At 33.9% G+C, this 14222-nt stretch carries 12 protein-coding genes and 1 pseudogene; 2 read left to right on the top strand and 11 right to left on the bottom strand.

Features of this window, described 5'->3' with window-relative positions:
- Window positions 1-95: 95 nt before the first annotated feature.
- The 3 genes from AAGD29_RS02145 to AAGD29_RS02135 form a co-directional block, all read right to left on the bottom strand.
- The gene (locus tag AAGD29_RS02145) at window positions 96-992 is read right to left on the bottom strand and encodes an Rpn family recombination-promoting nuclease/putative transposase (RefSeq protein WP_341758345.1); all 897 of its coding nucleotides are present in this window, start codon (window positions 990-992) and stop codon (window positions 96-98) included.
- A 393-nt stretch (window positions 993-1385) separates the two neighbouring features.
- Window positions 1386-3998: a glycosyltransferase gene (locus tag AAGD29_RS02140; protein WP_341758344.1), complete on the bottom strand. Its 2613-nt coding sequence runs from the start codon at window positions 3996-3998 to the stop codon at window positions 1386-1388.
- Window positions 3995-4909, bottom strand: coding sequence for an NAD-dependent epimerase/dehydratase family protein (locus tag AAGD29_RS02135; protein ID WP_341758343.1), 915 nt, complete (start codon window positions 4907-4909; stop codon window positions 3995-3997). The genes AAGD29_RS02140 and AAGD29_RS02135 overlap by 4 nt, the downstream gene beginning before the upstream one ends.
- A gap of 89 nt (window positions 4910-4998) precedes the next feature.
- On the opposite strand from AAGD29_RS02135, the gene AAGD29_RS02130 reads away from it, so the two are divergent.
- Together AAGD29_RS02130 and AAGD29_RS02125 are read left to right on the top strand one after the other, a co-directional pair.
- Window positions 4999-6132 carry a glycosyltransferase family 4 protein gene (locus tag AAGD29_RS02130; protein WP_341758342.1) on the top strand — a complete coding sequence of 378 codons (1134 nt, stop codon included), beginning with the start codon at window positions 4999-5001 and terminating at the stop codon, window positions 6130-6132.
- A gap of 65 nt (window positions 6133-6197) precedes the next feature.
- Window positions 6198-6362 (top strand): hypothetical protein, encoded by a 165-nt coding sequence (locus AAGD29_RS02125; RefSeq protein ID WP_341758341.1) that lies wholly within the window; start codon window positions 6198-6200, stop codon window positions 6360-6362.
- A gap of 17 nt (window positions 6363-6379) precedes the next feature.
- On the opposite strand, the gene AAGD29_RS02120 is transcribed toward AAGD29_RS02125, so the two are convergent.
- The 8 genes and pseudogenes from AAGD29_RS02120 to AAGD29_RS02085 form a co-directional block, all read right to left on the bottom strand.
- Window positions 6380-6937: a MepB family protein gene (locus AAGD29_RS02120; protein WP_341758340.1), complete on the bottom strand. Its 558-nt coding sequence runs from the start codon at window positions 6935-6937 to the stop codon at window positions 6380-6382.
- A gap of 333 nt (window positions 6938-7270) precedes the next feature.
- The gene (locus AAGD29_RS02115; protein WP_341758339.1) at window positions 7271-9136 is read right to left on the bottom strand and encodes a patatin-like phospholipase family protein; all 1866 of its coding nucleotides are present in this window, start codon (window positions 9134-9136) and stop codon (window positions 7271-7273) included.
- Window positions 9137-9323: 187 nt separating this feature from the next.
- Window positions 9324-9635 (bottom strand): annotated as a pseudogene (locus tag AAGD29_RS02110) (DUF2335 domain-containing protein); the annotation flags it as partial.
- Window positions 9625-9795, bottom strand: coding sequence for a hypothetical protein (locus AAGD29_RS02105; RefSeq protein ID WP_341758338.1), 171 nt, complete (start codon window positions 9793-9795; stop codon window positions 9625-9627). The pseudogene AAGD29_RS02110 and the gene AAGD29_RS02105, both read right to left, overlap by 11 nt.
- Window positions 9796-9835: 40 nt before the next feature.
- Window positions 9836-10021 carry a hypothetical protein gene (locus AAGD29_RS02100; RefSeq protein ID WP_341758337.1) on the bottom strand — a complete coding sequence of 62 codons (186 nt, stop codon included), beginning with the start codon at window positions 10019-10021 and terminating at the stop codon, window positions 9836-9838.
- Between the two features lie 746 nt (window positions 10022-10767).
- On the bottom strand, window positions 10768-12033 hold the full coding sequence (locus tag AAGD29_RS02095) for a hypothetical protein (RefSeq protein ID WP_341758336.1): 1266 nt from the start codon (window positions 12031-12033) through the stop codon (window positions 10768-10770).
- A gap of 630 nt (window positions 12034-12663) precedes the next feature.
- Window positions 12664-12861 carry a hypothetical protein gene (locus AAGD29_RS02090; protein ID WP_341758335.1) on the bottom strand — a complete coding sequence of 66 codons (198 nt, stop codon included), beginning with the start codon at window positions 12859-12861 and terminating at the stop codon, window positions 12664-12666.
- Between the two features lie 37 nt (window positions 12862-12898).
- Window positions 12899-13912: an IS4 family transposase gene (locus AAGD29_RS02085; RefSeq protein WP_341758334.1), complete on the bottom strand. Its 1014-nt coding sequence runs from the start codon at window positions 13910-13912 to the stop codon at window positions 12899-12901.
- Window positions 13913-14222 lie beyond the last annotated feature (310 nt).

Below are 14222 nucleotides of genomic sequence, written 5' to 3'. Positions count from 1 at the left end.
AATTAGTTAATTCTTATCCCGAATTCGCGTTTTATGGTTAATTAACCTAAATTTGATGTAACAAGTTATCAGTATCATTCCTGTTAGGGGTGACATCAAGCTTGTTCAAGTTGAGATTCATTAGCTATAAGAGTTAATTTTTGGATTTCCTCTATACTCAAACCAGTAGACTCAGCAATGACATCAATTGATAATCCAGCTTTAAGTAAATTTTTAGCTATAACAATTTTTTCTCTAGCTTCACCTCTAGCTTCAGCAGCTTGCAATTCATTTCTATCGTTATAAAGTTTTTTTTGGTAATAGGAGTAGTTTTCCCTCTCTTCTTTGGTCATTTTGAGAATGTTAAGCTTGTCCGCTACTTGGCTCATATAAGGCGAATGATAGTTTGGTGGTACTTTATCATATTTCATGACATGTAGCCAGTCATCAATCTCTTTCTCTAAACGATCATTAAATAAAGGCACTGATATATAAAAATACTCTGGTAGGATGTCAGTAGCATCAAAAACCTCAGAAGTCTCCATATTCTTAATATGCACATTTAATCTTTCATTAGTTTCTATCTCATGAATAATAGTTTTACCATGGTAAATAACTCCATTACCATTTCCTATAGGAAAATAGAGTAGGGATATATGAAATATCTTTATTATTTGGGTATAATCTTCCCTTTGGGCAAGGTTATCAACGATAAGTCTTGAGGTGTTAAAGCAGGCCTTATGAATAAAAGAATCCTTAACATTACGCTCGATTTCAATAATATATTTATGGTGATCTTCGTCTTCTACAATTACATCAGCTAGACTTCTTTTACTTTTACTATCTTCTTTGTTACTCTTGGTCTCAAGTAAGGCTACTATTTTAACGTCCTTATAACCCTTGGTCTTAAGAAGAGCTGAGATAAAACCTTCTACTATAGTATAATCGCCTTTATCTTTCAGAAGGTACTTAATAGCATAGTCAAAGGAAATTAACGGTTTGTCGTTACTCATGATAATTATTTATGTTATTAGTAGTAATCAGTTATTAAAGCTAATATAGCATAAAATCAATAGTACTACTAGCTTCATAATTAAATTAACCAGTGTACGCGAATTTGGGATAAGAATTAGTTAATTCTTATCCCGAATGGGGGTAGTGTGGTTGAAGTTAAGTTATACCATTTCCCATTATTAACTACGCTATTTAGTGCTACAGTGTAGTACTAATGTCAAAACGATGTCATCCCAGCGAAAGCTGGGATCTAATAATGTTTAATAGTCTTTTAGGCTATTTTTTTAGATTCCGCTACCTGTGCGGGAATGACAGCTCTAGGTAGTAACTACAACTGTAGTATTAGCGTAGTTAATAATGGGAAATGGTATTAAGTACTAATATCTATAAATCTACATTGTAGTATTATGATTATCTTTTATAACTGTCAGCAAAGAGTTTTTTAAAGCAAGAGCTCTTTCATTATATTTTTTAATGAAGTCAGGTAGCTTAGAACAGATTATATCAATATTTTGTTGAACCTTTTCTACGGCATTAAATATAGTTAACGGACAGTCAACACGGTTAACCGTTAACATATCACGTAAAAATTCATCATCATAAATATCCGCTGTAGGACCAACTAAGCAAGGCACTCCTAAACCTAGACTTTCTAAAACTATCATAGGGGAACATTCCGAATTAGTAATGTATAAAGTTAAATTAGTATTTGCCATCAATTTTATTAATTCTTTATGTGGTAAATTCTCAGGAAAAACTTTAAGTTCTACATCTTCCATCATCCAAGAAGCATATTTATTGTTATCAAAAGAGAAATTAGTATAACAACAAACCCGATCTTTAAACATACTTATCGCTGCAAATTGAGGGTAGAGATTCTTGATCCATCTGTTTGATGTACTCCATATACCAATTTTAAATTTACCAGTTTCTATTAGAGGCATTTGAACTTCCCCGATTTCATCCTTGCTTCCTACAATGTCATTCCAGCAACGGCGGGAATCTAGAATGTCTAAAGCACCCTTTTGGTCTATTTCTTTAGATTCCCGCCTACGCGGGAATGACATTGGGAGAAGGGTGGATAACATTGTTTCATCGTATATGTCACCCTGCACAGATAGCGTATCTAAATTCTTGCTTTCGCTGGAATGACATTGGGAAAAGCGGGAATGTAATGGTATGAAGTTTTGTAATAGATAAGATTGTACACCATTGGCTATAAGAAATTGTTCTAGACCATTTTTCAGAGTAATAATGGATTTAATTTTATGCTGCTTATATAAATTCAACCATTTGTAAAAAGTTTGGCAATGACCAATACCTACCCATTGGGCAGGGGAACCATGCCATAAGTAGTAGATATTTAAACAATTATCCCCTTTCATTTCATGCAGCTTCTCTACTAATTGAATATGAACATCAAGCCCTCCAGATATAATTAAGTTTTTAATGCCTGTTTTTATAAGTAATTTTGCTATTGGAGTAATAACTTTGTCAGGTAAATACGAGTTAATATAACTTATCAAAACATTGAATTTCCCCATAGGAAAAGGAATTATTTTATCAAATAATCCTTTAGTGGAATTAGCAACTCCAGGAAAAATGCTAGGATAAATTACATAAATATCATCAATATCTTTTTGTCCTAGAGGCATTTGAACTTCTCCGATGTCATCCCTGCTTTCTTCAATGTCATTCCCGCCGTTGCTGGAATGACATCGATCTTGTTTTTGTCCTTGATATTTGATTATAAAATTTTTAAAATTGTCATAGTCATTTTTTGAAAAAAAAGAATAGAACATAGTAATTATTCGTCTAACAGACAACTTAATCCAAGAATATTTTAGAAGAAATCGTGCTATTTCTTTAAGAAATGGGAGAAAAAGGATTTTTGAGAGCAGTCTATACGTTACAAAGGAAGAATTCTTATTATTAACAAGCTCTATATTGCTTAAAATTTGTTGTTTTGTTTGTAATATCTGTTTTTTGGTATGATTGTTTACTGAGTCTTCTATAAATGAATACCATAAGTTTTGCATTTGAGTTTTATTTGCAAAGATTTCCTGATAAGATAGACAGTTTTGTTGTTTAATCTTTGCTAATAGTTTCCTTTCAACATTTAATTTTTTTATTGCATTTATAAATCCTGTATGATTCCTGTTAATTATAAATTCATGTTGCACCTCAGGTAACACCTCCCTAGCAATACCTACATCCGTAGTGATAATTGCACAACCAAATGCCATAGCTTCAATGATGGTTAGCGGCGTTCCTTCTTGCACAGATGCTATTAGCAAAATGTCTGTTTTTTTTAAAATCTCCCAAATTTCTTGTTTAGAACGTATTCGCTCATTTTTATCCACTATACATCTTTTGATATGAATTCCATCTTTATCAAGCTGTTCTAGTGCTGGTATAATTACTGTTTTTAGACCTTTATAATCAGGAGTACTACTATGCCAACTTCCCCAAGAACTATTACCAATCCATGTTACAACTAAACTTGCATGATCTTCATCATGACTTGATTCCGCATCCTGAATTAGTACATTATCATAAATTACTTGCCAAGGTTTTGGATAATCTATGATATTTGCATAAATATCATATAATTTTTTAGAAGTAGTGTAGTAGTTATCAATAAATTGGAAAGTTGGTAAATTTTTTAATATTTCACTTTCACTTTCAATAAATAGATGATCAGGTATGCTAGTGGTAATGGTAGTATTTAATAATATTCCTCCTGTAGCCTTACTATTACTAGAATTATCTGCTATGCTTCTTAGTAATTCTGTCAGATAGCCACGATAGAAAAAATGTATTAATTTAATAGAAGTATATTGATTTAATTTGATTAAAAAATCCTTATATGTTTTGTAATCACAGCTGTAAATAATATGACAATCATATTGCTCGTTTAGCAAAGATTGAACATATTGAGCGACGTTATCAAAAGCCCATCCCCTAACATCAGATACTAAAATCAGGGTCTCTTTTGAATTCATAAATTTACACTAAATAACTCTAATAATCCAGCTTCTAACTCATATACTGGCATATAATTTAAAAGCTGCTGAGCCAATTCTGTGCTGCCAACAGAACTATTTATACTCCCAGCCTGACTTGGTAGATATTTTATCCCTTTGACAATAGCAATCTTATTAATTAATTGAATAAGTTCATTTATAGAGTAGGTACGTCCTGTACAAACATTTAGTACAGGGGCTGAGGTATTCGCAATAGACAAAGCTCTAACACACATATTGGTAACATCTGAAACATGTATAAAATCACGACTTTGATTACCATCACCAAAAACAACCAGTTCCTTACCCTCTTCTACTTTCTGTTTAAATATCGATATTACACCAGAGTAATCAGAACCTCTAAGTTGCCCTTTACCATAAACATTAAAAAGGCGTAAACCACAGGTTTTAAGAGATTTAAGCTCACCAAAAACCTTAGCTTGCAGCTCACAGGCTAATTTATCCACTGCATAAGGAGAAAGCGGGTTTACCTTACCATTCTCTTGTAAAGGAAAGTCACTTACTGTGCCATAAACGGCAGCAGATGATGCATATACAACTGGTATATTCTGTTTACTTGCCTGAAGGAATATATTAATAGTTCCCGTTAAATTCACTTGATGATTATGATACCAATTATCAATTGATTCCTGTACATTTGCTATCGCTGCAAGATGGAAGCAACCATCGATATTTCTAAATAGTTTTTCTAAAATATCTTGATCTAAGATATTCCCTTGAACAAATTCAACATTTTTATTAAACGAATTATTGAAATTACCTGTTGAAAGATCATCTAATATTACAACCTGACTGCCTTCTTTTACTAGTAAGTTAACAAGATGTGAACCGATGAAACCAGCACCTCCAGTGACTAAATAATTTGACATATGGTATTAGTGTAGTTAATTTTTATGATATAGTTAAGTGGGTATTTGCTATATGGTATTATTTATAGAATTATTATTAAGAAAAGCAAATGAAAAAAATTATCATTTTCACAAATACAGATTGGCACTTTTACGCTCATCTTCTGCCAATTGCTTTAACCGCTAAAATGCAAGGCTATGAAGTTAAAGTGTTAACAAATATTAGTAAATTTAAAGATAAGATAGAACAGCATGGTTTACAAGTAATTCCAATTTCAATAAAGCGTGGAAGTATCAACCCTTTTACTGATTTAGTATTATTAAGCAAGTTAATTAGCATATTAAATAAGGAGAAACCGGATATATTGCATAATTTTACTATAAAACCAATTTTTTATGGGAGTATAACTGCCTTCTTGTGCAGTATATACTCAAAAAAGAAGAGTTTACCGCAAGTTATTAACACTTTTGTTGGTATGGGTTTAGTTTTTATAAGCAACAATTTTTTGCTAAGACTAGTTAGAAGCATTATAGTTAGAATAATATCCATAATAGGATATTATAAAAGCATGTTATTTGTCGTACAAAATGATGATGACTTAGCCTTACTGGTAAAATTAGCTATAGCACCCAAAAATTTAATTGTTAAACAATGCAGCGTTGGTATAGAAACTGAAAAGTTTCCTTCTCTTCTAGAACCACTAGGTAGTAAAATAGTGGTGGCATTGATAGCTAGAATGATTATTGATAAAGGTATATATGAATTTATATATGCTGCAAAAATATTAAAAGAAAAAGGTATAGATGCTGAGTTTTGGTTAGTTGGCAAACCTGACAAAGATAATAAGCAATCAATAGCACAATCAATATTAGAAGACTATCAAAATCTAGGATATATCAAATATCTTGGTTATCAGAAAAATATAGAAGAAATATGGAAAAAAGCACATATTGCAGTATTACCTTCCTACCGTGAAGGGCTAAGCCGTAGTCTTTTAGAGGCTGGGGCATATGGTAGAGCCATTATTACTACTGATGCCCCAGGTGGTAGAGAATTAATACAAGACCAAATAAACGGATTATTAGTTAAACCACAAAATACAGAAGATTTAGCAAGAGCTATGGAGCTATTAATCACTATGCCTCTACTTAGAAAACACCTAGGTAAAAAAATTCGACAAGATATTTTAGAAAAATATGATTGCCAATTAATATCCGAGAAGATGGTTAATTTTTACGACTAACCCGAATAAGTATTTATACCAAACTTACGTCACTACGAAAAGCCTAAAGCAACAAAAGCAACCTAATGAATAGACTTCTTGCAAGACTCTACTCTACTTCTGCTGATAATTTCTTAGCATTACCCACAAATATTTTGTCAGCAAGAGTACCACCGTCATTGCGAGAAGCTGCGATGCAGCGACTAAGCAATCAAGAGATTAGACATAGGCAAGCCAATCTATTGCCTTGATCCAAAATTAGTAATGACTATTTAACTTGATTATAAAGCATTTGTGCTCTTGCGTAGTTAATTGGTTTATTTCTTGGAATTTCTAAAAAATATTCTAGTTGCCATGCTTGAGTTTTTTTAGCTTGCTTGTTTATAACAATGTCCCAAGGTGGATATACCCTTATTGCTCTCTTACCACCTTGGTTATTATGCGAGACTATATCATATTTATACAAAACAGATTGTGGAAATATAAATTGACCAAACTTATCTCCTTTACGTGTTGCCACAATAAAAAGATCAATTGAATCTGCAATATCATATGGCTGAATTGATCCATTCCCAATTCTCTTCCATAGTGTTACAAATTGACCAATCTTTGTAGGAGTAATCTTAGCAACACGGAATCTAACATTCATAGAATTTAACTTGAACATGTAGGTCCCATATGCAATACTTTCACTTTCCATTACTGGTTCAGAACATATAAACTGACATGGATTATATATTAGATCTCTCGATGTAATAAGTTCCGAGTGGATTAAATCATTAGTACTCCAAGGTTTGCTGGTAGGATTACAAATAAGATTATTCATATAGTACCACAAATTTGTTAAAAGTTGAGAATAGCTTTTGAATTAGCACCCCTTTGCTCATAAATATCCAGCTATTCAACGAGAGGATATAATGAACAAAGAGTCATTACAATGAATATTATACATAAAAGTAACCAAAAATAGATTGCTTCGTCGGTTTATGCCTTTTCGCTAATAGACGTAACCTCAGTTCGATATAAGAATTAATAATTCTTATATCGAACTGGCTTTGTTATAAGGAAAAATGCACTCTTGAAACGGCTGACGCGAGTGCATTTTAACTTTTTCCATCATTCAATATGTGATTTTAATAATTAATTTCCATATTTATGGTCATCCCCCCTTAGCCTGCCCTACTCCCTTTCCTCCACTACTAATTCGAAATGCCTCACTTTTATTTTTACCTAGAAAATCATTAAAATCTTCTTTTGTAAACTTAAATTCAGTAATATTCTTTGCTGGACTTTTACTTGTATCAAATCTCTGATCTTGTTTTTTATCAATAGCTAATAATTCTACAAAATCATTTTTAATTTTACTCGGTGTTGTTGGATTATTTAAGGTCTTAATCAGCGATTCTATAGACTTGGTATCATTTCTGACTTCATTATTGCGTGCAGTTGCTGCAACTATTACATACTCTTTTAACACAGTCTTGTTATCTTTCCCCTGCCAGCGTTTTTCAGTACAAAAAGATAACAATGTATCAGCTTTTTCTTGATGATTTCGCATAACATCACGATCTTGCCAAGAATTCTTTTTCCTAGTTTCTTCCTGTGGGGCTATATGATCTAATAGCTTATTAAAAAAAGTTTTATTCAAATTTTCATTATCATAAACTTCATAAACATTTAGGAGAAATTTTTGTTGTTCAAATGCTTTATCTACCCCTTTACCAAGTTCAAAATTATCTAAATACTCCAAAGTCTGAAAACGACCTTTAATATGTAAGTAACCTGCATATTTTTCAGCATCATCAAAGCTGAGAGTAGATATACCTTGAGTATCTAATGTAACCGTATTTAATGCATTCTCACGTAAATCATCAAAAGTCTTTTCATTAGTTTTTGTGTATATAAAATTTCCACCAACTTTAGCTAGCATTTTATATACTACATCAAGTAAAAATTTCACTAGGACATTTGGACCTTCAAAATTCTTGGCACTATATATAGCAATATTTGCTGAATCATCCATGCCACTACCGAAGGCAAGAGCCAAAACCCTACCTTGCTTTTTTGCTAGGGTAACATTCTCAAAACCATCCAACTCTTCTGCAACATCGACTTTACTGTCATTTTCAGGGAAATAGCCTATAGGAGTATTGTCTCTATACCCCCCATCGACATATTCGACACCATCAATTTTCACAGGTTGAAAAACTAAAGGAAGAGAAGCGGAAGCATGGCAAGCTCTAGCAATTGAAACAATAGGAGTATTTTCAGCACTAAAAATTCGCAAAGTACTATCATCTCGCTTTACTGCAGTAATTAATAAGTCTTTAAATTGCACTGGATCAAGAAGTCTTAAAAGAGCTAAATCCTTAAAAAGGAGTTCACCACCCTTTTGACATTTGTCTGTTAATTCAATGAATTCTTTACCATTAGATTCTATTATAGCTTGAATTTTCTTGGATTGTTTTTTAAAATCTTGTTCCTGAAAATCTAAACCTCGAATATTTTCATTTATATCAGCAATCTGCTGACTATTATTATCATCTTGTTGTTTTAATGTTTCAATCGTATTTAAAAGATCTTGCCTTTTTTTATCCAACTCTCCTAGTTCTTCTGAAATCCTTTCATGTCTCGCTGTAGCAAGCTCCACAAAGTTCTTGCCCTTTAAAAAATTATAAGCACTTTTTCTTATAGTCTTATCTACAAGCTCGTATAATGGAGTACCATCTTTGCTAAGCGGCACCGGACCAATTGAAAATCCTTGAGTCCCAAGTAAATCTTTGAAGTTTGTATTTTTTGAAATAGCTTCATATTCTTTAGGGGGGATACCAAATGCAGTCACTGCAGCAGCTATTGCACCTGCCGATGATCCTGCAACTGCTTCTACCCCTTCAATTACTTTAGACTCATTCAAACCCTCATAAACACCAGAATATCCAGCACCCTTAGCTCCACCACCACTAAAAACCACATACTTAAAAGGGCTTTGCTGCCTTTCTTGCATTTCTTTTTGTAATTTACTCATAATCTTTACTCAATTATTTGTATTAGATGTTAATTAGATCTTATAGGGTATAATTTCACCTTCTAGTATAGTCTCTCCTCTTAGTAAATTTAGCAGAAGATAAGAATATTCCAGTTCCTATGCCTACCAATACTGAAATAGTGAAAATACTGGCAATCATAAAATGCCCCAACACAGCCAAAACTACAATAGTAATACAGACCATTATCATGAATATAATGCTACTTATTCTACCTTTTTTTGTTACGCTTTCATAAACCTCAATACTTTTAATATCCATCTGATGTCTATGTGCTTGCTCTTTTTCTGCCATGACCATTAGTTTTGTCAATGTTCCTGGATAAATATCTTCATATTCTACCATTAAATCTATAGGTGGCAAAACATGTGCAAACTTCTTACTATAGAAGCTATTATCAGACTCCTTAGGATTACTAACTTTTAAATATCCTTTATTCAACCTATTGTTATTAGCAAAAAAACTTTTACTATCTTTCATATTCTTTTTTTATTTCTTGAAATGTTGAATTAATATCTTTTTCTATTTTAATAAAGTACTCAAGCAAATCTGTCTCTGGCTTTTTTCTTATTGTCGTTTGAGATATTTTAAATACACTAAAAAAGCCTATTAGGAAATGTCTTACAAATTCTTTATTCATTTATTCTCATATTAAATTATAAGATTTAAGTATACTAACCTCAACTATCGATGTAATAAATTAATAGTAGGCTCAAGTAATCATCGCCATTATGGGTTATGTCAACCCCTGCCGCCATTATGTTATCCCCGCTTCCCTTTATGTCATTCCCGCGTAGGCGGGAATCTAGAATATCTACACCCTTCCTATCTATTTCTTTAGATTCCTGCTTTCGCAGGAATGACATCGTTTCATTGTATATGTCATCCCAGCGAAAGTTGGGATCTAAAACTATATAACATACCTTCTATGCTATTTTTTTAGACCCCGCACTGAAGCGGGAATGACATCAACCCTCACGGGGATGATTACTTGAGCCTACTATTAACTTATTACTATCAAATTCAGGTTAACTAAGAGTGATTATAACAAAGCTTTAAGAAAAAGGGGAGAAATAATCTTTAGTTTTGATGAAAATTATTTTCTAATCTCAAGTATCGATGTAATAAATTAATAGTAGGCTTAAGTAATCATCGCCATTAGGGGTGATGTCACCCACAACTGTCGAAAGTTAGAAGAGGAAGCGGTTTTAGAAGTCATAATGACAGTTTAAAAGTTGTCGGCTTATAACCGCTGTCATTGCGAGAAGGCGTAAGCCGACGAAGCAATCCACTTATGGTTACTTTTTTGGATTACTTCGTCGACCTACGGTCTTCCTCGCAATGACGTTACCCTATTTAAAACCCGCTATACCTTCGAACTTTCGACAGTTGTGATTTGTCATCCCTAACGAGTGTCACTTACTTTCTTAGTATATCATAACTATAATTATATCATAGTTTTATCTTACAACCCCTGCACCTTCGATGTCACCCCTGCGTAGGCAGGGGGCTAAAAAAATAGCCAAGAAAACTATTTAGACTTTTCTAGACCCCGCTATTTTTGCAGGAATGACATCGAAGCCTATTGAGCTGGATTGCACTGTTTTGTCAGTTACCTATTATGTACATCTGTTTTTTGTTTAAGCTTTACTCCAAAATTTGGTGTAGGTGCTTCTGTTTCTTTTTGAGGAGAAGTGACTGCTTTCCTCAACCCTGCTAGTGCATTTGTGATATCTGCTGAGCCGACAGCAAACCCAAGTCTATTTTGATCAGTCTGTGGCTTGGTTATTGGGGATTCTTTTACAGCTGTTTCTAATTTTCTAATATTAGCTAGTGGGTTTGTACTAGGCGAAAGAAGTGGCGGAGGAGGTGGTGGTGGAATTTCTCCAAACTTAGGTTGAACCTTAGGAGGAGATAGTATCTTTTCAGCTGCTGCCTTCTTTTCCGCTTCTTCCTTTAGTGCTGCTGCTATCCTTGGAGCATCTATCTCCTCTTGTCTTTTTTGGCGTGCTTCTTCTTCTCTTCCCAGCCTTTCAAATTCAGCAGCATCTTTAACATATGTTGGAGATAGCTTCTTATCGCCTTGCTCCTCAGATCCTCGACGTGCTGCCAACTTTTTCTGCAACTCATTCATAAATGGATCATCTGCTTGGTCTGCAGGTAATTCATTTAATATTCGGTCTTCTACTTTGTTTAACTTAAAGTTACCTCTTGTTATAGCCGCCAACAAATCAGCTTGAGATATCTGTTGCAGCACTACATCAGAAAGAGAAGGTGAAGGCGGAGGAGGCGGTGGTGGCGGTGGCGTAACTGGATCGTTAGGAGGAGTAACTGTTGCCTGCACTGAGATAGTAAAGTGTGCAGTTTCATGTACTACTACCGGTGCTGTGGTAGCCGTCGTTACATGAGGTTTCTGCTGAGTTTCTACCAAAGATGGGGGCAAAAGCCCGGTTTCTTTTGCTGGAATACTTGTAGATATTTGTTCCTGCACAGGGGAAATACCCTTATCGTAACTTTTTTTTATAAGTTCAAGCTCTTTAATAAAATCTGCTTCTACGTGTTTTAACTCTTCTTTATGTTGTTTACTAAATGGAAATTTTAAAAACTTAATAAGAGAACGAGCCCATTCCTTTACTTTAATAACAATTAGAGAACTATTTTTACTGTTTTCGACCTTTTTGCTTAATGCTTCTAGATTTTTCTGTGAGTTACTTCCATCCGCAACATTTATCGTACTAGTTATAATCTCAGCAACATCTTCTAAATTTTTCTTATCAGGAGAAGATGGCGGTAAGCTAACATAAGCTGCAATTGCAGCCTCAGCTAGCTTATTCACAGATTCATTGGCAAAATTTAAGTTTTCATTACCACTTGTCATACAACTACTCCTACTTAATTAATATTTCTTGAGTATACAATATAACGTTATTAATTTAACGAAGTCAAGGACTGTAAATAAAAAAAGCAAATTTCGATGTAATAAATTATCAGTATCATCCCCATTAGGGGTGAACCCTTGATTCCCTTTCGATGTCCCTGCTAGCCATTATGGCATCCCAGCGAAAGCTTTGCCCGCGTGGATCACTAGTATGTCATTCGAGCTGCGGCGGGAATCCAAAAAATAACCTCAAAGGCTATTAGATATTATGGATTCCTCACCGAAGCGGGAATGACATAAAGGGAAGCAGGGCACAACTGTCGAAAGTTAGAAGAGGAAGGGGTTTTAAATAGGGTAACGTCATTGCGAGGAAGACCGTAGGTCGACGAAGCAATCCAAAAAAGTAACCATAAGTGGATTGCTTCGTCGGCTTACGCCTTCTCGCAATGACAGCGGTTATAAGCCGACAACTTTTAAACTGTCATTATGACTTCTAAAACCGCCTCCTCTTCTAACTTTCGACAACTGTGGGAAGCAGGGATGAACAAAGTAGGGACATATACGATGAAACGATGTCTTATACCATTTCCCATTATTAACTACGCTATTTCTCAGTACAGGACAAAGAGATTAACAAGGTGATAATCGGAGTAAAGATGGTATTATTGGCTTAATAAATTTTGTTATAACTTCCATCCATTTTTCCATCATTTCTGCAATATTCAAAAATATTCTCTGCAAGTAATCTAAGCCATACCTGAATAAGGAGATAGACTTTCTATACTGCTCGTAAATGAAGAGTTGGTAGACGAAGATCAAAATCAACAAGTGCTAGGAGTGTCCAAGCCGAGGAGCACAGCGTACATTAGTACGTGAGCACCGCAGGTCTTGGACAACAACAACGCAATTGTTGATTTTCATCGAGTATACCATGTTTTTTAAGCTTTATAGGTTTGATAGAATTTTGCCATTGACCCACAACATAAGCAAAAGTAAATGCTATAGCAAGTAAACCAAGCAATTTACTAATTCTATCTAAATGTATTATATGGGTATTTTCAAAATTGAAGCCCCGCGTCTTAAGGCAAGCAAAAAGGCTTTCTATTTCCCATCTTTTTTTATATATATTTAGTGCTACATGCGGATTATCATTGGTAGCTATGATTACTAATACGCCTTCATCATTACGCAGTGCAGCCACAGATACTTTAGGTCCTTTATAATTCTTACCCAAATATCTTTTTCCTTTAAATAACATATATTCACCATTCTGTAACTTCTTAATTAAATGATTAGCAGTAACTAACTCGTCTTCTGCTCTACCAATGGTAAGATTGGCTTTGATTCTAATATAAAATGGTATCATTTTATCGGCTAAAAACTTTAGCCATAAATCACCAATAAACTCCTGATCCCCAAGCAATGCTGACATTTTCTCTATGCCAAACACACTCATAAACCTTTCCATTAATTGCTGACGTTCAACGTTATTAGAAGTTCCTGCTTTTGGCAACATATCCCACATAATTGGTATAGCTATACCATTGTGACAAATTGACAATACTAAAATATTGATGTCAAGCTTGCCAAATTCCCAATTTGTCCGATCAAGCACTAGTAACCATTGTTCAGCATCAATTCCAGCCAACCTAACCAGTAACTTGGCTAAGGACGTATATGATAATTCACATTTGGCAAAAAATCTCTGTAATTTCTTATAGCGTGATTCTTGCTTATCTCCTTTTATCGTTAAGGCAAGCTGTGTAAGATTTACATCTCTCACTTGCAATAATCCTAATATTATTTGTTCTATTAATTTTATGCTTGCAAAACTATTAAAAAAGTAGTCTCCTATTAATTGTGATAACGCTGTAATCATTCTCTTGCCTCTTAAGTCTTCAATAACCTAAGTAATAGAGCTTTGGCTACGCGTTATCTACTATTTTTTATTCTCTCCTTAATCTCTTTGTCCTGTACTGAGCGCTATTTAGTGCTACAGTTGTAGTACTAATGTCAAAACGATGTCATCCCAGCGAAAGCTGGGATCTAATAATGTTTAATAGTCTTTTAGGCTATTTTTTTAGATTCCGCTACCTGTGCGGGAATGACAGCTCTAGGTAGTAACTACAACTGTAGTATTAGCGTAGTTAATAATGGGAAATGGTATTATATCAAACTTAGGTTACTTT

Origin of the sequence: Candidatus Tisiphia endosymbiont of Ditula angustiorana (genome assembly GCF_964026425.1) — a bacterium.
Classification (GTDB): Bacteria; Pseudomonadota; Alphaproteobacteria; order Rickettsiales; family Rickettsiaceae; genus Tisiphia.
This window is presented reverse-complemented; position numbering and strand designations above follow the sequence as displayed.